The sequence below is a fragment of the Patescibacteria group bacterium genome (assembly GCA_028707065.1).
Taxonomy (GTDB): Bacteria; Patescibacteriota; Patescibacteriia; order Patescibacteriales; family WJLG01; genus JAQTUZ01.
Genome location: JAQTUZ010000001.1, coordinates 106,597 through 128,373, shown reverse-complemented (window position 1 = coordinate 128,373; position 21,777 = coordinate 106,597). Strand labels below are relative to the sequence as shown.

The window sequence follows — 21,777 nt, the reverse complement described above, 5'->3', positions numbered from 1 at the left end:
TTTATTTTTCTTCGGAATAATTGGCGATATAACTATAAACTTTTTCGGAAATATTTTTCATCTGTATTTCCGCCGCCGCCATATCTTTCGTCTTGATCATCACTGCCAGCAAGTACGGCCGCCCGGGCAAATAAACTATCCCCGCGTCCAAAACCACATCCTGCTCGTCGCTCACCCCGATCTTATGGGCGAATAAAATATCTTTTGGCAGGCCGCTGGCCAAATATTGATTAAAACTGCTTTGCGTCATTATCTTTAATAGTTTTTGCGAATACTCTTCGGGGAGATAGGAACTGCCATAAAGGGCGCGCAAGATGACTGAATATTTTTTGGCGCTGATCTTGCCGTCAGCAGTAAAAAAATCTTCCAGCCCCAAATGCTGATGCATTTCTTCCAGTTCGGCCGGCTCAAGATTTCTTAAGAGCATGTGATAGGCCGTATTATCGGATTCGGCCAAAGCTTTAACTGACAGATCGTCGATAGTAAAGGTGGTGCCGATCGGCGATTGATACAACTCGCCGAATTTATCGTCTTTATCATTGCTCATCAGAACCAGCTCGTTCTGCCAGCGCCATTGGCCGCTGGCCACTTTTTTGGCCGCCGCCATCACTACCGGCAATTTAACCAAACTGGCTGGAAAAAATTCCGCCTCCTTATTAACGGCGATGTTGGCGCCGGTCGGCAAATATTCAAAATAAATGGAAATATCGGGATCAGCGCCGATCTTATCCAGCTCATCGCGCAGCGGCTGGACATTGACGATCAAGTCTTTCTGCTCGTAAATCGACCGCGCCGGATTTAAAAGGCTGAATTGCGATTTCTTTATTTCATTATCAGTGAAACAGAATTTAGGCGCGTAAAAAAATATCGCCCAAAGATTAAAACCTAATGATAAAAAAGCGATAACTCCGATAATGATCAGCCAAAACTTTTTTTTACTCATAAAACTGTTAGGATTTTATTTTTATCTTGCCCAGCGTGCTCGCGTCAATATTTTCATCGTCGTCATAATAAGTGTTGAGCGAATCGGAACAGAGAACAGCGTTATCGGCCGGCGCTGTTTTTCCGCCTGACCAGTTGGTGCTGGCGCAGACTTTATTCCGCCAGCGGGTCAGGTAATCGCTGACGCTCACTACCGGAGCGTTCGCCCAGTTTACGGAAACATTGATTCTCTGCGTCGAAGGGTCCATTCTGCTGCCGGGAAAATTATCGCAGGTAACGGCGCTGCCGCCGCTATCGCTGATCCCGACAATAGCTCGGCTGTAAATATCCCGGCAGACATTCTGGACGGTAAAATAACGGCTGTAAACGGCAAAATTAAGCGGAATATTTTCCGTTCCCAAAGCGAGCGACCATTTCTCGGCCGATTGTTGCGGATAATATTTAGTGCCATCATGAGCCAGAGAATAAAGATTGTTCCAATTTTCCGTGGCCGCCGCTTGCGCGGCGACAAAGGTTTCTTCGCCCAAGCCAAAAGCGACATCAATATCTTCGGAAATTTTATTGCCGGCAAGGCTGACGTAGATCAATTGCGAACCCAAAACCACCACCACGGCGGCAATGGCCATGGCGACCAGCACTTCCAAAAGAATTTGCCCGGAGTTATCAAGCTTCATATTAATATACCGCGCCGGAAGCGGTGACATTGATCGTCATGCTGCCGCCCGGCGCGCCGACGGTAAAAAAATCGGCCGTGGTATTGCCGGAGATACTGGAAAAAATAATATCCAAATTAACGCCTTCGGCCGGCTTAACGAAGTGCAAGGTAGCCGGCAAATAATTAGCGCTGACTCTCGTCTTGCCGGCATCCGCGTAGTCAGTCGGCGTGGAAAATAATTCATAATAATCCTGCGTGCCATTTGACAGATGAATTCCCCACTTGCGTTGATCAACGCCGGCTGCCGCGTAGGCGCGCATCTGCCGCAGATCATAAATGATATTTTTGCCCGTTGACTCCAATTCCATGTTCCGGCTGTAATTATCATAAATCCCGATACTGAAACCGGCGATCATCGCGAGTATCGTGGCGACCAGCAAAACTTCGATAAGCGTAAAGCCCTGGCGAGAAAACATATTTGCAAACAGAACGCAAAATATTGCGTTCCTACGGATTGATTAAATGAATTTTCCCACGAATTGGTAGATCGGCAATAAAACAGAGAGGGCGATAAAACCGATGACCAAACCCATGACCAGGAGCATTGCCGGTTCCAGAAAAGTGGTCATAGTCCTTAAGCTATTCTCAACTTCTTCATCGTAAAAATTGGCAAAGGTCTTAAGGATATGTTCCAGAGTGCCGGTCTTTTCTCCGACCATCACCAGGCTGATCAAAAAACGGGGAAATAATTTATCGCTGCCGGATAAAGCCTTGGACAAAGGCAAGCCGCGGATCACCTCGGCATTTACTTTCAAAATAGCTTGCCGGTAATATTCGTTGCCGACGGAATCAGCCGCCAATTGCAAAGACTCCGTGATCAGCGCGCCGCTCCCGAGCAAGCTGCCCAAGGTGCGCGTAAATCTTACCAAAACGATCTTTTTCAAAACATCGCGCAAAAGCGGAACACTGAACGACCAGCGGGAAACAAGCTTCTTCAGCCAGGCATTGCGCCGGAAAAAAACGATAATGGCAATGATGACCAAAACAAATATCGCGTCGCCCCAAATATTATAACGAATGCCATGGCTAAACGACATCAGCGCCCGAGTGTAGGCCGGCAAAACCATCTGGCTGCGCTGAAAAGTTTTTTCCAGGCTCGGCAAAACAAAGCCCAGCAGCAAAATTATCACCCCGCCGGACGCGAAGAGCAGCAGGATCGGATAAGCCAGGGAGTTTTTTACTTTTTTTACCAGGCTGTATTCGCGCGTCAAATATTGCGTCAGTTCATCCAGAGTCGTATCCAGCTTGCCGGAAGATTCCGCCGCCCTGATCATACCCACAAAAAAAGGCGGAAAATAACGCCGATAATATTGGAACGACTGCCAGAGCGGCTGGCCGTTCTGCATATTGCTTTTCATCTCCAGGAGGATCTTTTTCAATAACGGCTTTTCCGCGTCCTGCGCCAAGATATCCAGCGCTTCGATGATGCTCAAGCCGGCCTTGGTAGTAGCGGCCAAATTTCTCACCAAAGCGATCCGATCCATGGCAGTGATTCCTTCGAAAAATGAAATATTTTTAATATTAAAAACGCCGCCTTCCGGCCTGATGATCAGGGGTATCAGCTGGCGTTTTTGGAGATGCTCCGACACTTCGGCTTCGGTTTCGGCTTCGTATTTGCCGATCACCGGCACCCCCTGCTGATCAATGGCTTCAAAATAATAACGCATATCCTATAAATGCAATACTAATTTACGAATACATACTAATATAACGAATTCGTGTGATTAGTATGTATTTGTATTAAATTAGTATTACATCCAGCTAAAATATTTTATCTCGAACCTCTATTCGCTAATGACCCGCAAAATTTCTTCGATCGTGGTCACGCCCCGCTCCACTTTCTGCAAGCCGTCCCGGAACAAGCTGATCATTCCTTCTTTCACGGCTTGTTTTTTGATCTCGGCCGCCGGAGCCGTTTTTAAGATCAGCCCTTTGATATTTTCCGATACTTGCAATAATTCAAAAATTCCGATCTGCCCCAGAAATCCGGTATGGTTGCACATATTGCAGCCCTTGCCGCGGAATAACATTTTCGGAATACTCTCGACCTTCTCGTTGGACAGCGACAAATGTTTTTTGATCAACTCCCGCACATCCGAAGGAATCGGATAAGAAGTGACGCAGCCGCCGCAGATCTTCCTGACCAGGCGCTGGGCCACCACTAAATTCAGCGTGGAAGCCAAAAGAAACGGCTGAACTTTCATATCGATCAAGCGCGGCACGGCCGAAGCCGCGTCATTGGTATGCAAAGAAGATAACAATAAGTGCCCGGTCAGCGCGGCATGGACCGAAATTTCCGCGGTCTCAGAGTCTCTGATTTCGCCGACCATGATGATGTCCGGATTCTGCCGCACCAGGGCGCGCAAGCCGTTGGCGAAAGTGATCCCGGCCTTGACGTTCACCTGAGTTTGGTTGACCCGGGAGACTTCATATTCGATCGGGTCTTCGATCGTCGTGATATTTACTTCCGACGTATTTAAAATATGCAAGATCGCGTACAGCGTCGTGGTCTTGCCGTGGCCGGTCGGACCGGTCACCAGCACCATGCCATGCGCCTTATGCACTTCTTCGCCGACGATCTTGATCGCCGCGGCGGACAAGCCCAATTCTTCCAAAGTCAGGGCCCGGGCCGAACTTTTTAAGAGGCGCATTTCCACTTTTTCGCCGTGCATCACCGGCATGATATTGACGCGCGAATCGATATAGCCGCCTTCTTCCATTTCAAAGCGGAACCGGCCATCCTGCGGCGCCCGATGCTCGTCGATCTGCAGGTTCGCCAAGATTTTCACTCTGGCCACCAAAATCGGCTCGATGACTTTTTGCAAAGTCAATATTTCTTCTAAAACGCCGTCAATGCGATAACGGATCAGCAATGTTTTCGGCAGAGGCTCAAAATGGATATCGGAAGCATTCAGGGCGATGGCATGTTCGACGATGCTATCCAAAATCGCCACCACCGGCAGAGCGTCGGCCAGCTTGGCCATATCAACCTCGCCGCTCGACTCCCTTAAGATCTTGTCGACGTTTTCCGTGATCACTTTATCAAACTCCTGGCCGATCTGCTGCTTATACTGCTTGAAGCCGAATTTCAAACTGCCGCGACTGCTAAAATACGGCTCGATCTCCATGCCGAGCTTGGCCCGCAAAAATTCAATGGCATCATAATCAAAAGGATCGGCCATGGCCAGTTTCAAGACATTTTTTTTCGCGTCAATTTCAAAAGCCATGACGTTCTTGGACTTGGCATAGGTTTCCGGAATAAGCTCAAAAACTTCTTTCGGCAAAGTTTTTTTGCGCAAATCCGCCACGGGCGCGCCAAAATACGGCTCGAGCACTTCCAGCAGATATTCCTCGGACAGATCGCCCCGGCCGATCAAGACGTCCGCGAGCGATTGGCCCAAGCGCATCGACTCGTCGAGAGCGGACTGAAAGACCTTTTCTTCCACCACGCCGGAATCAAGCAATAATTCTTTTAATTTTTCTTTAGTGATATGCATAAATCGGATTTCAGATATCAGATATCGGATGTCGGATATCCAACACCACTAAATTGTTCTGCGATAAGCTGAATAGTAACGCAAAGTTTTACGTTACTGCGGATATTCTAAATAATTTTCAATAGCAAATAAAGCCAGACCGACAGTTGAGCGTTAAAAACCAGCATTAGGGCGGTACTAATCAAAAACGGCCAGGCCAGCGGGCAATAAGTTTCTTGACGAAAAATGGATTTGGCCAGAGAAAAAACCATCGCCACCAAAAAAGTTATGGGTAAAAATAAAATAATTTGCGGCCAGCCGACGAGCAAAGCCATTAACAAACCCAATTCGCTGTCCTGGCTCTGGAAAAAACGCGGTTTATAGCGCTGTAAAAGCCGAAAAATCCCATAAATAATAAAAGCCGCTATCAGGGAAAACAGCGCCTCTTTCCAAAAATTATTCCAAATATAATACCAGAAATAGCCATGGGAAAAATCGGCAAAGATCGGCAAACGCGCCAACCAGCCCGGAACCGTTTTATCAACCGGCAAATTGAGCAATAGCCGCGTCAGCTGGCTTTGATCCCACGCCCAATATTGCAAAATGCTTTTGATCAGGGCCAGGCCAAGATGAAAACCGATCATCACCCAGACCAGAATCCAAAGATTCCATTTTTTCCAATGCGCCGCTATCACCCAAAGGAAAACCGCCGCCACGGCAAAAATCGGAAAATAATTTAAAATTTGGCTGAATACTTTTATCATCGCTTTAAAGAAATTGATTACGCAAAAACAAAGGCGTAAAAACAAATTCGCGTTCTTATCTGCACTAATTATATCATAATTTCCCCAACAACGTTAATATAATATATTTGCCTAATACTGCCATAATATCAACCCGGGGAGTCTTTGCAGACTCCCCGGATAATTATCTATTACCTTCAATTCTGGCTTATTAGCTTAAAAATCAGGTGTTCCCGGAAGGATCGTCAAATCTGTACCGACCTCATAAAGATTGGCATTATTTCCGCCGTCTTTGGTTGATTTATCATCGGAGCCGCCCACGCCATAGGCCGCGCTTTCCAATTTGGCATTAATTTCAAAGGTCAAGGGAGACAGCCGGCAAGCATAGCGATAAGTTAAAGCGTTATAGGTTAACGCATTAAGCGTGCTGGGATTTGTGGCGGCGGCAACTACCAATTTATTTACCGGATCGGCCGGCATTGACGAGATCGGCGAACCACCGATAATTGAAGTTAGTTTAACCGGCACCCAGCCCGTACCGTCAACCGGAGCGGACGCGGCAGCCGTAGCGCGCTGCGTAAAAGCCGCGAAGCCGGTAGGATAAGCTGTATCAGTGATAGAGCCAGCCGTAGTCTGATCCGCGCTATACCAAACAGTAGCGTTACCGGTTCCGCCCAGGCAAAGGTTGTTCGCGACATTGTCAAGCAGAGGAGTGGAGGTCGAGGTCAGATAAATTCCGATCGCCGTCTTCAAAGTTGACAAGTCGGCCATGCGCTGGGTGTCGCGGGACTTTTGCAAAGTTTCCGCCGGGTTCAGGATGAAGACCAGAGCCACGGACAGAATCGCGATGATCGTGATCACGATCAGCAATTCCAAGAGAGTGAATCCCTCCTGCGCTTTTCTCATGTTTTGTTGATAATACATGGGTTTATTTATTAATTTTAATTATATGAACCTGTTTATTTTTCCAAATATCGCTGAACTTTCTTGACCAGATCTTCGATCTTCATATCGGCTTTCACCAGATATTCCTCGGCGCCCAAGGTGATACCGCGATCAGTATCCAATTCCTGGGCCAAATTCGTCAAAATCAGCACCGGAATATTTTTCAATCTGTCATCTTGTTTTATTTCCGCGAGCACTTCAAATCCGCTTTTGTTGGGCAGCATCAGATCAAGCAATATCAGCGCCGGCATTTCACCCTTCTTCAGCATTTGCAAAGCTTTTTCTCCGTCTTCCGCTATTTTTACCTCAATGCCCTCGTGGGCGAATTTCGCCTTATAGGCCCGGTTGATAAAAACATCGTCTTCGATGATAAAAACCCATTTTTTACTTTTGGCTGTAATTTTTTTCGGCATAAAATTTTTCCATGATCGCCATTATTTTTTTGACGATATTTTCGATCTTATATTCGCTTTTAACCAAATAATCAACGATTCCCAGGGAAAAAGCCTGGCGGATCTTTTCTTGTCCGCCGGAAACGCTCACTACCACTACCGGCAGATCGCGCAACCTGGAGTCTGCTCTGATCTTTTTGAGCACTTCCAGGCCGTTCATTTTCGGCAAAAGGATATCCAACGATATCAGGACGGGCCGCTTTTTTTTCAAAACCTCAAGCGCCTCTTCGCCGGTGCCGGCCGTCAGCACTTCGACCCCCTCTTTTTCAAATTTCATCTTTAAAGCGTCCTGCAACGCCTGCTCATCTTCGACAATCAGGATAATTTTCTTTTTTTGATTAATGCTCATAGCAAATCAGCCCCGGCTATTAATTATTAACGATTATCATAAAATTTGCGGGTCATCGCCGCCGCTCTTTTCGGCTGATAAATACGCCCTTGGCCGATTTTCCTTTATTTTATCCTTTTTCCCTCGGCCGCTATCTGTGGCATATCATAGATATATCATACCATAAAAAACAATAGAACATCAATAATTCGGAATCCACGGCTCATTTTTTAATATAGCCCCCGATGCGCCCGACAATATCGGCCAGCCGAAACTGGCTTTTTACCAGATAATCAACGACGTTAAGCCCAAAAGCCAGGCGGATCTTTTCCGGGCTGGCGGAAACGGAAACGATTACCACGGGAAGATCGCGCAGTTTCGGCTGTTGGCGGATTTTTTCCAAGAAAGCGAATCCGCCCATCCCGGGCATGAGCAAATCCAGCCAGATCAGATCCGGCTTTTCTTGCTCCAGAATTTTAAGCCCGGCCTCGGCAGTCTCGGCCAGCAGGCAGAGAAATCCTTCTTTGGCCAATTTAATGCTGATCGCCTCGCGCAAAGGCAGCTCATCTTCAATCACTAAAATTGTTTTTAAACCGGTATTTTCTTTTTTTTGCTTCCTCATAATAGATTAGGGTGATTAAAAAATTCTTTTCTTAATTATAAAAAACAATCAAGGCGAGCCCGAAGAAGCTGGCGCCTTCTGATCCGAATTATTTCGCGTTAAAAAAATTATTGATCTTCTGTTTGAGCTTGCCGGCGGAAAATTCGCTTTTGACCAAATAATCATTGGCACCCAATTCGGCGGCCTGTTCGATGTCTCTTTGCCGGCTCAAATTCGAAAAGACGACCACCGGCAGCTTGAGCTTTTTTTCTTGCCGGATGATCTTCAAAACCTGGAAGCCGTCTATTTTCGGGATCAGCAGATCCAAGAGGATCAAGTCGGCCGGATTCTTCAAGGCCTCGATCGCTTTTTCGCCGTCTCCGGCGACGGAAACTTCATAGCCCTCCTGTTCCAGCATCAGCTTAACGATCTTGACGGTGGGCTTGTCGTCTTCAATGAGCAGAATTTTTTTTGTCTGGCTAATGGCCATATAATTATGGGGATAATCGCAAAAAAATATTTTGCAGTTATCTGATTAAATTAAGCTGTTGAATAGTTTAAAACATCATCATTGTTTGTCGGGACATGCTCGTGACTTAAGATAAAGGGATCCCTCTCCCGCTAGGGCGGGATCGGGATGAGAGCGTTTCATAATCATTCAACGCTCGCAAATTATTTTCCCGTTCTCTCGGGAATAAAAAAGCTAAAGGTCGAGCCGCCGGCTTTGTTTTTTTCAAACCAAAGATCTCCGCCGTGATATTTGACATATTTTTTCGCCATAAAAAGCCCCAGGCCAAAACCGTCCGGCGACATTTTTTTCGCCTCCTCGCCGCGAAAAAATTTGGTAAAAATCGCTTCCTTGTTAACGGACAAAATGCCGATCCCGCGATCAGCCACGGAAATCAAAATTTCATTTTTTCTCTTGCCCTTCCGCAAGGTCTGGGAAATAGTAATGGTTGAGCCGTCCGGAGAATAGCGGATGGCATTATCCAGAATAATCTCAAAAACCGCTTTTATTTTCTTTTGGTCAAGGCTGAATTTTCTGGCAATCGGATTTTCTTGCTTGATCGTGATCTTTTTTTCTTTGATCACTTCAGCGAGATCGCTGATCACTTCCTTGATAATCGCCTGATCAATATCGATTTTATCATACTTCATCAGCACTTCATTTTTTTCAATCTCCAAAACCGCCATCAGATTATTCAAGCCCCGATTGAGCGTAACGAATTGCAAATACGTGTCCCGGGTGATCTGTTCCACTTTGGGCGGCAATTTGCCGAAAACATTATCCAAGATCATCTCGAAATTCCAGCGGGCGACGGAAAGCGGCGTGCGCAATTGGTGCGAAACAACATTGACGAACTCGGACTTCAGCTCATCAAGCCGCATAATCTGCTCGACGTTGGAAACATTTTTGATCGCCGCGGACGCGGCTGAAGCAAAAACCTGGAAAAAACTGATATCTTTATCGGTATAAGGGTTGCCGGAAAGCTTTTCGCCGAAGATCAAAACATCTTCGGTTTCTCCTTTGACGCGCAAAGGAATGATAACATTGATATTCAACCGCCGCATCGTTTCTTTCAGCGCGTTTTCCGGCAATTCATCGAATAAAACTATCTGCGTCTGTTTGACGAACCGGGAAATATCGCCGTCGGAAATTTTCATCTTCCCGGCATAGCCCCGCTGGACCAGATGAAAAATTTTCTTATTGTCGATCAAAACGAAAGCGCCGAAGCTGACGCGGATCGCGGCCATGATCTTTTCCAGCAATTTGTCCGTCAATTCCACCAAGCTGAAAGTCGAAGCCATCAAGAGCGCCAAGTCATAGAGCAGGCGGGATTCGTTATAATTTTGCTTGTAAAAAATATTGTCGGTGATTCTTTGAAAAAAAGCCAGCAGCGGCTGAAAAGAAAAAGCAACGGCCAAAGCGATCAAAGAAAACAAGGCATAAGTGCCGATGGCGATCGGCTCGGCGATAATAAAAGTGGCGCAAAGGAATAAGGTCAGCGAATAAAAAACGCCGAAAGAAAAAAGCAAAAGAAAATAAGAGATCGAGCGGGCGACCACCAGATGAATATCCATAAAGCGGTGTTTCAAAATCGCGTAAGCGGTGACGCCGCTGAAAATAATGCTAAAAATAGCGCTAGTATAAAAAAGGCGGGTATCATTAAAAAAAATCGGAACTATTCCGTCGGAAACAGTGACTAAAAAAGAAAACAAAACAAACGAATAAGAAAAAAATTTTAATTGCAGTTTTCGCAATCCTGAAGAATGGCGGCTTTTAATAATAAGATTGATAAAGGTCCAGATAATACTGATCCAAATAATAAGCAGCCATAAATAATAACCGTTTCCCCAAATAGTTTGCAAGCCCTTTTGCGGATCAACCACCACGTCAATTATCCAAATTTTTGTAAAAAATAACAGCCAAATCGTTACGGCCAAAAAGATCAAGCTAAAAAACGCCGCCGGGCGCCAAAATTGGCGATAAATAGCGGTGGGGAAAATAAAAGAAAAAGCTAAAACAAAGATTAAATAAAAAGAAGCTGACAGATAAGTCATTTTAATCCAAGCCAGGCTGGAAAAAATAAGGGGAAATTGATAAAAGAGGAGGGAAAATCCCCAAAGGCCCAAAAAAACACTGATCAGAAAAAAAACTTTATTAATAATATTTCGGGGATTATTTCGCAAAACAATAAGCGCTAATAAAAAATTAACCAAAGAAATAATAATAATTAGCCCTAGTTGAATATAATGCAACATCGTTGGTGATTTATTAATTAAGAAAAACTCGCTGCTTTAAAAATTTAACAAAAGTGGAATTAAGCGGTGTGGCGTGAAATTATGTTAAACAGAATTTCACGCCACACTTTTGTTCAAACTGCTTTTTCCAAGACTATCCCGGCAACTTCTGAAAAATTGACGCTGAATAATCTTTTCTCGAATTCCTGGCCGGTGAGAATTTCATCCACTCGTCGGCCTTCTTTAAAAGCCCAAGCGGCTAAACCGGCAAACTTTCCAGCCATCTCTTCTTGGCCTTGAACACCCTTTAAAGAATTGGCTTTGGCAGCCATGGCCGCCGCCAAACTTGCCACTACGTATCTTAAGCCGGTCAAGCGAAGAACATCGCCAGAAAAACTTTCCTTCTCCGGCAAAGAGAGCCCGAAATCTTCGCGAAGAATTAATTTTTCTCCTGTGCACGCTAGAATATCGCCAACCAGCCTTTCTTTGTTTCCCCAGGCGTGGCCTTTGGGCCAATGCCAGCCGACATTGAGAAAACTTGGAACTTTTGGACCATTATCGCCGAAAAAATAACTTTCAATAATTTTTTTCGCGGCTAAAACAGAATCTTTACTGTCATATGTCTTTACCAAACCGAGCGTGCCGATCATTAATTCATTGATCTTTATCAAACCGCCGGTTTTTAAAGCGCCCACCGCTCCTTCCCAAAATTTATTGAAAGAATCGCCTCGCAGATGCTGCAGAACCAACTGCAGATCAATCACGTCAAACCCGCCGATTTCTTCCGCCACCTCCGGCAATATTGCGGCGGCATCGCCTTGATGAAAATTAAAAACACTGCCTAACCCTAAACTCTCCGCTAACTGCTTGGCGCATTTTATGCTTTCCGGATTTTGCTCGAAAACATGGATGACAACATCTTCCAGCAAAAAATAAACATTTAAAGCTTGCGCCAGACTGGCATCAGTGCCGACAACCGCGTAACGCTCTATTTTTTTATTTATCCGCGCTAACTGCCATTGCAGCTGCTGGGCATGCCAATCACTCAAGCTGAACGGTGCGCAATTATTCATCAAAAACCCGCGAGAAATTTCCAGATTTCCCCCCTTAAACGTATAATCTCCACTGGCGGCAAGAATTTGTTGCCCTTCAAAATAATTCGAGTAAATCCCCCTGATGACCGCGTCATGAAAATTATTTTTCAGGGGAATAATTTCTCTATCCGGCAATTGAAGAACGTCCAATGCCCAAGGCCGCCTTTCGCCAGGAACAAATTTTTCCAGCGCTTCTCTTCTGTCCATGATAGCTCCCTTGTAAAAGGTGCGTGTTTAAACAGCTGAACCGTTCAACTGTTCGGGATTAATCCCTAATTTTTTACGGCTTAATCCCGAGCAATTGATTCTTCCGGTTAATGGTTAGCCTGCCTTGAAAAAAATTTTACTTTTTGTTTTTTGCTTTATTCGCTATATTGCCAAGCCCACATCCCCGCGCTTCGGCTTCATGCCGGAGAGAGGAACGGTGAAATAAAAAGTGGTCCCCTTGCCTTTTTGGGATTTGAACCAGATTTTCCCTCCCCAGCCCTCGACCAGCGATTTTACCAAAGACAAGCCCAGCCCCGAACCCTCGGGGACGATCTTGATGGCGTTTTCCGCGCGGAAAAATTTATGGAAAATCCGGTCTTGCGCGTCGTGGGGAATATCGATCCCTTTATCGGCGATGGAAAATTCCGCCAGCTCGCCTTTTTTTTCAGCGGTTACGGTGATCGTGCTTCTCCTGGACGCGTAACGGCTGGCATTGGAAAGCAAATTCTGAAAAACCTGCCAAATCACTTCCTGATCCATGTAAACGGAAGGAAAAGGATCGGGCTTGAAAATCATCTTCAATCTTTGCGATTTCTCTTCCAGCAAAGTCTTGAGCGTGATCTCCACTCCCTGGATGGTATTTTTGAAATCAATGGGGATCGGCTCGATCTTGACGCGGCCCGCCTCGACGCGAGCGATCTGCAAGAGAAGATTCACCAACCTGATCATGCGCTCCGTGCCCTGATAAATGCGCTCCACGAATTTTGTCTGCTTTTTATTGATGACGCCGGCATCTCCGGAAATAAGCATCTCGGAAAACCAGCGCATTGAAGTGAGCGGGGTGCGCAATTGGTGGGAAGCGATCGAAATAAAATTATTTTTGGCATCATCCAGCCGCTTCTCCGCGCTCATGTTCCTGAAAATAGTTACGGCGCCGAAGACCCTCCCTTCTTTCAAGAGCGGCGAAGATGATAAAATAACCGCCATTTTCGCGCCCGACTTCGATAAGAAATAATAGTCATCGGTCAGATTGAAAATCAAAATTTTTCTGAAGCGAATGGCCTTGATGGTCGGATAATCCACGAACGGAACCCTTTTCTCGCACTCCTTGCCGATAAAAAGAGGCGCCACGGCGTCAAGATTCTGGCCGGCGACCTTATTGGCGGTTATTTTCAGCATCCATTCCGCGGCCGGATTAAGGGAAATAATTTTTCCCGCCTTGTCGGTGACGATCAATCCTTCGCCCATGCAGGCGATGATCGCGCTCACCCGATCCCTTCCTTCTTTCAGCTCTTTCTCCAGCAAAAAGGCGTCTTCGAGCCGATTTGCCAGAGTGGCTTCTTTATCCTTCATTTTTAAATTTTTCTTCTGCAAGACCGCGACCATCCTGTCCGCGTCTTTGGTTCTTTTTTTGATCGTCTCTTCCGCGCGGACATAAGTTTCTTGCAAATGACCGTTTATTTGCTTAAAAATATCCGCCAAATAGCCCAATTCATCCGTAGCCGCCAGCTTGATCTTATTATCAAGGCCGCCCTTTTTCATTTCGGCGATCTTTTGCTCGAAAGATCTCAACGGCCTAAGCAACTGTCGATAAATCAAAAAAATGATCAAACCGATAAAAAGCAAAAGGATGAAAATCGCGCTGCCGCCGGCCAGATAAAAAATTTGCCTGTCCCGCGCCAATTCCTGCGCCGGCAATTCCGCCAATAGCCCGCGAGCGGCGGCCGGGGAAGAAATATTCTGCTCGATCTTTTGCACGAAGCTGATTTGCGCCTGATATTGAAAATAAAAAAGCCCGCCGATCAAAAGCAAGGCGATAAAAGAAATGGCAAAAAAAGGAATGATCAATTTCAAACCTAATTTGCTGAAAATATTTTTTTCAGGTTCCTTGGCCGTTTTCCTTCGCATAAATTAATGGATGACCGCTAGCCGCTTTTAGCCGCAGTCCCTGTATAATTTGCGCCACGACGAATATGATTATTATAACATAAAAATAAGACGGCTGCGAATTTGTTTTCCAACTTTTTTAAAAGCTGTATGCCAACAAAAAAAACGGCTTTCGCCGTTTTTTTATTTGTCGGGGTACTGGGACTTGCCCGCTACGTCGGCCAGGGGCCGCGAGCGGGTCCGCGCATCCGCCCATGGCGGAATGTCGCGGAAACCCCAGAACTCTCGTGAAAATGGTCGGGGTACTGGGATTTGAACCCAGAACCTCACGCACCCGAAGCGTGCGCCATAGCCAGTTAGGCCATACCCCGAAAATCAATTAAAAATTAAAAGTGAAAAGTTAAAAATTCAATTAATGAATTTACCTTACAATATAAATATTTGCGTGTCAATTAAAATATTTTTAATTTTGCATTTTTAATTTTTAATTGATGTAGTGGGCATGGAGAGACTCGAACTCTCAAGGATTGCTCCGCACGCACCTGAAGCGTGTGCGTCTACCAATTTCGCCACATGCCCTTACTGGAATTATAAATTATGAATTACAAATTATAAATTAATTTGCGCTTCAAAATTTACAATTTACTTACTGAAATAGCAGAAAATTTGCCTCGCTCCTGCCTAGTTCAACCCCCTTTCGTCCGATAAAATTAAAAATCAGAAAAACTGATTTTTAATTTTATGAGCGGGAGACGGGGCTTGAACCCGCTGCCTCAACCTTGGGAAGGTCGCGCTCTACCAGATGAGCTACTCCCGCCTTCGTCCGCCGAAGCGGACTTCGGCGGGCTAAGCCCGCCAATGCCGCGAAGGAGGACTTCATCATTAATTCACGACTAAAAAATCTTCTTGTGGACCTAGGCAGAGTCGAACTGCCGCCTCTACAATGCGAATGTAGCGTCGTACCGCTAGACTATAGGCCCTCGGTGGACAATACTGGGCTCGAACCAGTGACCTCTGCAATGTGAATGCAGCGCTCTAACCAACTGAGCTAATTGTCCCTGTGTTCTAGTTTTAAAAACTTTTTATTTGCTTAAGGGTGTAGCGCTCCCCGCCCAAGGCGGGTCCGCCTGGGGCGGATAACCAACTGAGCTAATTACCCTCAATAAACAATAATTCCTCATTTTTAATTTTTAATTGTTAATTGATCCTGTCGGGGTACTGGCCCCGCTATCCAGCGGGGTCTCCGCTTCGCTCCGAGAATTTCAACGTAATTCTGTCGGGCTGCGCGGAATCGAACCGCGGCTACATGCACCCCATGCACGCGTACTACCATTATACTACAGCCCGTTTTTTAGGCGCGCTTGTCCCGCCGGATGGCGGGATACTACCGCTATACTATACCCCGAATAAAAACAACCCGATCTGGGCTGTTTTTAATACTATAAAACTTTGACAAAAAAAGCAAGAAAAAGGGGGTCTATTGCTGAATGCTCTTTTAGGCATAAATTTTCAAATTTTGAGGAAATTTTTTCAAAAATTTTTGAGGCGATATAACAATATCGGCGAAAATATTTTTGAAAAAATTTACCGAAATTTGAAGATTTAGGACAAATACGGCATTCAGCAACAGACCCCTTAGCGATTTAACAGCATTAATGAAAAATTCAATACCGAGGCGAAGGAAACCCAAGCCAAATAAGGCCAAAGCAGGATCGATGCTCGCCTATCAATCCGCCAAAAAACAATGATCAAATAAACAATTAGCAGCCAGAGAATTACAATATTAGCAAAAGCCAGCGGGATCATTTTGGCGCCGAAAAAAATGATCGACCAGGATGCGTTAAGCGCCAGATGAATTACAAAAATTATTGAACCGGTTTTAGCTAATTTATTCTCCCTAACTTTTCGAAAAACCAAAAACAAGGCGATGCCCATCAATATATAGAGCAATGTCCAAACCGGCGCGAAAATCCAGGCCGGCGGATTAAACGCCGGCTTATTGAGGAATACATACCAAGATCCGATAGCCGGCGTCGTAAAAATCGACCCGATTAATCCGACGAACAAACAGACCAAGATGCAGCCGCCTAAAATTAAAATTCTTTTTTTCATAAATATTATTTTTCAAAAATAATAAAATCTCCTTCTTCCAGCGCATAAATAGGCAAGGATTTATCTCCATATTCGGCGAGCTCTTCGTAAGCTTTTTTCCAATCAATCGGACCGCGCGTATCATTGCTGCCATATTCAGACTTATAATGAGGAATAAATTTTATCGGCAAAATTCCAAAACCATCGGCACATTGACGCAAATCGCAAGTCCAATAATGTTTAGTCAACACATCGGAACCGGCCGAGCTACCAGCAATAATTTTATTTTGCCAAATTTCCGGTAAATCATATTGCTGCAGCCGATAATACAACATGTCATCATCTCCGCCGTAAATAACGATGGCGTCATTATTTTTTACCTGCTCAGTAAATATATCAGGAAGAGCTAATTCAAACATCGGCTCGATATTGCCGCCAACTAACTCTACAAAGTTTTGCTGGTAACTTTTGAATTTCTCTTCCCAGCATTCACGCTCTCTGGCAAAAAAACACAACAAGATATGCGGATTTTTATTCAAGCCTTTAACTATCTCGCGGAAAAATATAACTGCTTTTTCCGGCTTGTTCCTTAATCCTCCCGAATTTAGAATATACTTCGTCATAAAAACTGATTCTAATCTCTTGACTGGAAAAAATCGCAGTGAGCGTTGGGTGGCACTTCGCATTTCGCTTCCGAACAGAATCCGGTTTCCGGATCAAAAGCGGTGCAGCGAGAACATTCGTTGTCAGGATTGGACCAATCAGCGACAAAATTGGCTTCGATCTCGTGAGACATATTTTTAAATTTTTAAAATTAATAATATTTATTATTGCGCGGAAGATGTCGCGGTCTGGGGCAAAAATTCAAAGCTTTGCGCCATATTCTGCAGGACCAAACCGATTTTCAAACGGTCAAACTGCTTGATCCCTTGTTCGGGCGGATAATTATCAATATTGGTAGAATGGATCAAGCTCTCAACGGCGTAGCATTGTCCGTTATAAAGCGTGCGATAGCTGGTAATGTCATAATAATTTCCCGCGCCCGCATCGGTAAAATTTATTTTGGTGAAATTGCGATCGCCGATAGTCGCCTTGGTAGTCGACCCCATCTCTCCGTAGTTTGATTTTAAACAATTCTTCACTTCAGCCGGATCGCCGCTGGCGCCCACCGTAAATTTTGCTTCGCCAAAATTTGTCCCCGGCATAAACGAGCGGGGAATATCCACGACGGCCAAAAGCGATCCCAGGCCGCTTGAATTATAACTCCAGCTCTGCGAAAAACCAATTTCTCCGCCAGACAAAACAAATTGATTGGGGCGAGAAAAAGAAAAAGTCTTTTCCGCGTCGGTGTAAGTAGCGGTATCGCCGGAAACGGTTTGATTGCCGGCAACGCAGTTAGTATATGTTGTAATATCTTTTTGCGTCAAGAAAGCGTTATCGCCTTTGCTCGCCAATACCGTCGATCCTTCTTCATAACGAATCCCCGAGCCGGATCTGGTTTGCGGCAAAGTCATGGTGCTGCCATTTTTTAATATCAAGCCCACCGAACTGGTGCCATAATTCGCCCGCAAGATTCCTTCCTGGCAAAAATATTTGACGATGTTCGAACTGGTAGCCGCTACGCAAGGCTCTTCCCAGGAGCGCAAACATTTTTGTTTGACTTCGCACCAGGAATATCCGGCTGAACCGATGCAACCATGCGCGTCGCGGTCATTCCCAACCAACGTGCTCGGCGCGGGATTATTTTTGTTTTCTAGCCAGGAAATTTTTTGGCGATTAAAATACAGAGTCCCGCCCGCGGCGATAAGCAGGATAACGACGATCAAACAAATGTTTAAAAATTTGTCTTTCATAAATTTGTCCATGATTATAATTATGCCCAAATTATAGCATTTCCCCGACTTTAAAAAAACAACCCGGCGGTCGGGTTATTTTAGTTAGCGGGGTGCGCGGGACGAAGTTGGGACCCTAGTAAGGAATATCACGCCCTAAAAGTCATCGTCATAATCATCAAGATCATTATCATAATCTAAATTATAATCATCTGGAAGTCCATGTTCTCTGTTATGCTCCTCAGGAGTTAGGGCTTCGAGATTGCCTGGGCGATTATTTAACTTGTTTCTGTCTCTGTGGTGAACCTCTTCGTCCTGATTAAGTCTCCTGCCTAATTTTTTCTCAACTATCCAACGGCTTACTAATTTATCGGAGTCTGAAAACCTTCTATAACCGTTTTCATCAATATATGTTTTATTTTCTCTACTGGAATTTCCATCAAAAATTTCTGATAAAAAATCTAATAAACCCATAAGGTTATTTTACATTTTAGCAATGTAATTTAAATTTTCTAGCGGAGAGGGAGGGATTCGAACCCTCGGTATTCTTGCGAACACACTTGATTTCGAGTCAAGCCCATTCGACCACTCTGGCACCTCTCCAAAATTATTCAATTCCTAATTTTTTCTTTACTTGTCTTCGCCCTTGCCCAGTCTTATAAAATATTTCCGCTCGTCTGGCTAATTCCTTACTCAAATGAGCCTCATAATATACAACTCCCCAGGGACAAAATGGTTTGGTTGATTGGGTTCTTCCCGCGTTATGTTCCGCCAGTCTTTTTCTTAAATCTTCCGTTGATCCAATATACAAACTCCCATTTTTAAAACTTTTTATAAAATAAACATAATACATAATAATCCCATTTCCGCGACATCGCCGCCCGATGGCGGCGTGCGCGGACCCGCTCGCGGCCAAAGGCCGACGTAGCGGGCGACCACTCTGGCACATCTCCAAATTATTTTGTCATCCTGAGTCGTGAGACGAAGGATCTATATTGCAGGAAGGTTAAATTTCCGTTTCCAAAATTTTTATCGCCATATCGATTCTAATATTTAATGATATTTTGATATTTTTCTCGGACAATAGATCCTTCGCGCGGCGCTCAGGATGACAAAAATTCAACATTCAATTCGTTTATCTTTATTTCTCAAATCCAACAAAACCAATATTGCCACTAAAATCCAAAAAATACAAGATAGATCGTTCTTAAAATAAGGGACATCGACCAGACCATGGACGATAATAACAATTATTGCGGATAGCAAGCCTAAGGCTAAAAATAAACTTGTTTTATCTTTTTTCGCCTTAAAATGATAAACGATAGATGATAAAAGATAAATTGTTTTGCCGAAAATCCAAACAAATAAAAATAGCCCAGCCAAGCCTAATTCTACCCAAAAATTTAAAATGATATTGTGCGGATACAGATATATTTCCACCGGCTGCCAGGTGCGGGCGCGAACGGCGGCGCTTTCAACCGTGTGCTGGTGGAATAAAGGATCAGTGCCGTCATCATAAAAAAATCCCGGCTGATGATAGGGCGCAACCGCTTGCTGAAAATTCCCCAGGCCGATCCCCCAAATCTTCTTCTCCCCGTTAAGCATCATTAAGGTTTCCTTCCATTGCAAGCGGCGCACCTGTCCGGAAAAATCTTCGATGGTTATTTTTCTCTCGAGCGGCTTGGCAATCGGCGGATAAAAATAAATTCCGATCGCGGCGATCACGACAACGGCCAGAACCGCGATCCGCGCTTTTTTATTAATAAACAAACAAAAAATAAAAGCGGCAACGGCCAAGCCAATCAGCGCTCCGTCCGATTTGGCAAAATAAACCGCCGCTAATGACAAAACGATAATAAACCCTAAAAAACCTTTTGACAAACTAATCGCGGAAATTTTTTCTTCGGGAAGAGGATAATGAATTTTTTTCTCGAGCGGAGAAAAATCTTTCTTGGGCGGCAAAAATAAAAAGGCGGTTAAAACCGGAATGACCGGCCCAAGATACAAACCTACCGCGTTGGGATAGCCGAAAAATGAAACCACCCGGCGCGTTGTTTCGGCCGCCCAGAGCGGATTATCAATGCCGAAACCGGTGAACTTTTGGAAGATAGCATAAGAAGAAACGATCAAGGCGCCAACGGCCAGACTCAAGCCGATTTTATTAACGCCACTATAACCACCCCCAAACCCCTCCTTAGAAAGGAGGGGGGACTCCTGAAATATATTCAAGATCAGAATGTACAGCAAGATCGGCTCAAAAAAATAGGCCTTCCAAAGCCCCAAAGATGTTGCGGAAAAATGCGCCACGCCCACGGCGGCAAACGAAATGATCAAAAGTAAAATTATTTCGATGCCGAAAGGATATCTTCTTCGCCCCTCCGCGCTGCCCTTTTTATTCCACGGACTATTTTTTAAAAAATCTTTAATTTTATATTTCCCTCGTAAAAAATCCCAAAATTTTGTTTTAAAAATAATCCAACAAAAAAAAGCGATCAAGATCATCGCTTCTAAAAGCGTCATTGGTATCGACCATACCTTAAATCTGACCAAATATAAAGGCAATCCGGCGATAATCAGCATTACCGCCCAATCAAGCCGACGCCAGGCCAAAACAGAAAACAGAATTAAAAATATAGATAAAAAAATAATATAACACATAACACATAACACATAACAATCGATTTAAAAAATTTTGTTACGTGCTATGTGCTGCGTGTTATGCGATATTCACTGCCAGCATATACAGCCCGATGCCGATCAAGATCGCGCCGATGACCTTTTGAAATAGAACCTCGCCGCCCAATTCTTCCTTGAGCACCCGGGGATACTTGGCTGACAAGAACATCACGATAATAAAAAGGAAGATGTATTGCACTCCCTGCAAAGCATTGGTGATCGCCACATCGCCCAGGCTGACCGCCCGGTTCAAAAGAATGAAGGCGAAGGCGGCCAAGCCGCGGATCAAGAAAAAAAGAAACAAATTTTTCGGCTTGGAGCTTTCGCCGATATGCTTTTCAAGAATTAACTTGCGCCAGGAAGGAACGATCAGTAAAAGATGGACGCCGATAAAAGTCCCCATTCTTGACCAGACAAAACCGCCGACAAAAGGCTGGGTGGAATAAACATATTTTATCAAGACATAAAATGCCGCGAAGAAAAAAGCCGCGACGATCGAATTCATGATCAAGCGCTGATTCGGACGATATTCGGCATGTATTTCGCCCAAAGTATTGCCAAAAACCTGGCGGACCCGCTTGGCCACGGCGTGCAATTCATAGAATCTGGTATGCTTGACCGAGATCATAACGCCGCCGATGATCAAGATCAAAAAAGCCAGAAGCTCGCGCTCGGAAGGCTGCTCATGCAAAAAAACAAGTCCTAAAACAAAACTAAAAATTGGAATCAAGGCGCCGACGATCGGCACGACCCTGGTCGCTTCTGATTGGTGCAAAGCTTTATACCAAAAAATCAAGGTCATCAAAAAAATCAAGCCGGCGGCAAGATCAACGCCCAGTTGCGCCCAGTTAGGGACCCAGGGGTCGAGAAAAAGCAGAAAAATATTCAAAAAGCTCCAAAGGCCGACATAAAAAGCATAAGCGATCGAAGAGTGGATCTTTTTCGACAGCAAAAATTTATCGCCGACGTAAACGCCGGCGTTCATCAGATAGGAAATAATAGCGATACCTAACCACATTTTTTCAATTACAAATTAAAAATTATAA

At 44.8% G+C, this 21,777-nt stretch carries 22 protein-coding genes and 7 tRNA genes; all 29 read right to left on the bottom strand.

The window, feature by feature from the left end:
* Nucleotide 1: 1 nt before the first annotated feature.
* The 29 genes from PHE24_00725 to PHE24_00585 all read right to left on the bottom strand — a co-directional run bounded on the left by PHE24_00725 (nucleotide 2) and on the right by PHE24_00585 (nucleotide 21,749).
* Nucleotides 2-943 carry a class A beta-lactamase-related serine hydrolase gene (locus PHE24_00725; GenBank protein MDD4901640.1) on the bottom strand — a complete coding sequence of 314 codons (942 nt, stop codon included), beginning with the start codon at nucleotides 941-943 and terminating at the stop codon, nucleotides 2-4.
* A gap of 7 nt (nucleotides 944-950) precedes the next feature.
* The gene (locus tag PHE24_00720; GenBank protein ID MDD4901639.1) at nucleotides 951-1,616 is read right to left on the bottom strand and encodes a hypothetical protein; all 666 of its coding nucleotides are present in this window, start codon (nucleotides 1,614-1,616) and stop codon (nucleotides 951-953) included.
* 1 nt (nucleotide 1,617) lies between these two features.
* The gene (locus PHE24_00715) at nucleotides 1,618-2,073 is read right to left on the bottom strand and encodes a prepilin-type N-terminal cleavage/methylation domain-containing protein (protein ID MDD4901638.1); all 456 of its coding nucleotides are present in this window, start codon (nucleotides 2,071-2,073) and stop codon (nucleotides 1,618-1,620) included.
* A gap of 42 nt (nucleotides 2,074-2,115) precedes the next feature.
* Complete coding sequence (locus PHE24_00710; protein MDD4901637.1) at nucleotides 2,116-3,324, bottom strand: type II secretion system F family protein; 1,209 nt, start codon at nucleotides 3,322-3,324, stop codon at nucleotides 2,116-2,118.
* A gap of 117 nt (nucleotides 3,325-3,441) precedes the next feature.
* Nucleotides 3,442-5,154, bottom strand: a complete 1,713-nt coding sequence (locus PHE24_00705) for a GspE/PulE family protein (GenBank protein MDD4901636.1) — start codon at nucleotides 5,152-5,154, stop codon at nucleotides 3,442-3,444.
* 107 nt (nucleotides 5,155-5,261) lie between these two features.
* The gene (locus tag PHE24_00700; GenBank protein ID MDD4901635.1) at nucleotides 5,262-5,897 is read right to left on the bottom strand and encodes a hypothetical protein; all 636 of its coding nucleotides are present in this window, start codon (nucleotides 5,895-5,897) and stop codon (nucleotides 5,262-5,264) included.
* 195 nt (nucleotides 5,898-6,092) lie between these two features.
* Nucleotides 6,093-6,800: a type II secretion system protein gene (locus PHE24_00695; protein MDD4901634.1), complete on the bottom strand. Its 708-nt coding sequence runs from the start codon at nucleotides 6,798-6,800 to the stop codon at nucleotides 6,093-6,095.
* A 35-nt stretch (nucleotides 6,801-6,835) separates the two neighbouring features.
* Nucleotides 6,836-7,234 (bottom strand): response regulator, encoded by a 399-nt coding sequence (locus PHE24_00690; protein MDD4901633.1) that lies wholly within the window; start codon nucleotides 7,232-7,234, stop codon nucleotides 6,836-6,838.
* Complete coding sequence (locus tag PHE24_00685; protein MDD4901632.1) at nucleotides 7,206-7,622, bottom strand: response regulator; 417 nt, start codon at nucleotides 7,620-7,622, stop codon at nucleotides 7,206-7,208. The genes PHE24_00690 and PHE24_00685 overlap by 29 nt, the downstream gene beginning before the upstream one ends.
* Nucleotides 7,623-7,824: 202 nt before the next feature.
* On the bottom strand, nucleotides 7,825-8,223 hold the full coding sequence (locus tag PHE24_00680; protein MDD4901631.1) for a response regulator: 399 nt from the start codon (nucleotides 8,221-8,223) through the stop codon (nucleotides 7,825-7,827).
* A gap of 88 nt (nucleotides 8,224-8,311) precedes the next feature.
* Nucleotides 8,312-8,692: a response regulator gene (locus tag PHE24_00675; protein ID MDD4901630.1), complete on the bottom strand. Its 381-nt coding sequence runs from the start codon at nucleotides 8,690-8,692 to the stop codon at nucleotides 8,312-8,314.
* Between the two features lie 182 nt (nucleotides 8,693-8,874).
* Nucleotides 8,875-10,923 (bottom strand): ATP-binding protein, encoded by a 2,049-nt coding sequence (locus tag PHE24_00670; protein ID MDD4901629.1) that lies wholly within the window; start codon nucleotides 10,921-10,923, stop codon nucleotides 8,875-8,877.
* Nucleotides 10,924-11,078: 155 nt separating this feature from the next.
* Nucleotides 11,079-12,245, bottom strand: coding sequence for a class I SAM-dependent methyltransferase (locus PHE24_00665; protein ID MDD4901628.1), 1,167 nt, complete (start codon nucleotides 12,243-12,245; stop codon nucleotides 11,079-11,081).
* Between the two features lie 162 nt (nucleotides 12,246-12,407).
* Nucleotides 12,408-14,153: an ATP-binding protein gene (locus PHE24_00660; protein ID MDD4901627.1), complete on the bottom strand. Its 1,746-nt coding sequence runs from the start codon at nucleotides 14,151-14,153 to the stop codon at nucleotides 12,408-12,410.
* Between the two features lie 273 nt (nucleotides 14,154-14,426).
* Nucleotides 14,427-14,503 (bottom strand) — tRNA-Pro (locus tag PHE24_00655).
* Nucleotides 14,504-14,629: 126 nt separating this feature from the next.
* Nucleotides 14,630-14,711, bottom strand: a tRNA-Leu gene (locus PHE24_00650).
* Nucleotides 14,712-14,876: 165 nt separating this feature from the next.
* Nucleotides 14,877-14,949: transfer RNA gene (locus PHE24_00645), tRNA-Gly, on the bottom strand.
* A gap of 92 nt (nucleotides 14,950-15,041) precedes the next feature.
* Nucleotides 15,042-15,112: transfer RNA gene (locus PHE24_00640), tRNA-Ala, on the bottom strand.
* A gap of 4 nt (nucleotides 15,113-15,116) precedes the next feature.
* Nucleotides 15,117-15,190 (bottom strand) — tRNA-Val (locus tag PHE24_00635).
* Between the two features lie 218 nt (nucleotides 15,191-15,408).
* A tRNA-Pro gene (locus PHE24_00630) sits at nucleotides 15,409-15,479 on the bottom strand.
* A gap of 288 nt (nucleotides 15,480-15,767) precedes the next feature.
* Complete coding sequence (locus PHE24_00625) at nucleotides 15,768-16,244, bottom strand: tryptophan-rich sensory protein (GenBank protein MDD4901626.1); 477 nt, start codon at nucleotides 16,242-16,244, stop codon at nucleotides 15,768-15,770.
* 5 nt (nucleotides 16,245-16,249) lie between these two features.
* Nucleotides 16,250-16,762 carry a Type 1 glutamine amidotransferase-like domain-containing protein gene (locus PHE24_00620; protein ID MDD4901625.1) on the bottom strand — a complete coding sequence of 171 codons (513 nt, stop codon included), beginning with the start codon at nucleotides 16,760-16,762 and terminating at the stop codon, nucleotides 16,250-16,252.
* Nucleotides 16,763-16,857: 95 nt separating this feature from the next.
* Nucleotides 16,858-17,019, bottom strand: coding sequence for a hypothetical protein (locus PHE24_00615; GenBank protein ID MDD4901624.1), 162 nt, complete (start codon nucleotides 17,017-17,019; stop codon nucleotides 16,858-16,860).
* 31 nt (nucleotides 17,020-17,050) lie between these two features.
* Complete coding sequence (locus PHE24_00610) at nucleotides 17,051-17,869, bottom strand: MliC family protein (GenBank protein MDD4901623.1); 819 nt, start codon at nucleotides 17,867-17,869, stop codon at nucleotides 17,051-17,053.
* 342 nt (nucleotides 17,870-18,211) lie between these two features.
* Nucleotides 18,212-18,529: an HNH endonuclease gene (locus PHE24_00605; protein MDD4901622.1), complete on the bottom strand. Its 318-nt coding sequence runs from the start codon at nucleotides 18,527-18,529 to the stop codon at nucleotides 18,212-18,214.
* Nucleotides 18,530-18,571: 42 nt separating this feature from the next.
* Nucleotides 18,572-18,658, bottom strand: a tRNA-Ser gene (locus PHE24_00600).
* A gap of 4 nt (nucleotides 18,659-18,662) precedes the next feature.
* Complete coding sequence (locus tag PHE24_00595) at nucleotides 18,663-18,908, bottom strand: GIY-YIG nuclease family protein (protein MDD4901621.1); 246 nt, start codon at nucleotides 18,906-18,908, stop codon at nucleotides 18,663-18,665.
* 266 nt (nucleotides 18,909-19,174) lie between these two features.
* The gene (locus tag PHE24_00590) at nucleotides 19,175-20,713 is read right to left on the bottom strand and encodes an O-antigen ligase family protein (protein MDD4901620.1); all 1,539 of its coding nucleotides are present in this window, start codon (nucleotides 20,711-20,713) and stop codon (nucleotides 19,175-19,177) included.
* Nucleotides 20,714-20,771: 58 nt separating this feature from the next.
* Complete coding sequence (locus tag PHE24_00585; GenBank protein ID MDD4901619.1) at nucleotides 20,772-21,749, bottom strand: EamA family transporter; 978 nt, start codon at nucleotides 21,747-21,749, stop codon at nucleotides 20,772-20,774.
* Between the last annotated feature and the right edge of the window lie 28 nt (nucleotides 21,750-21,777).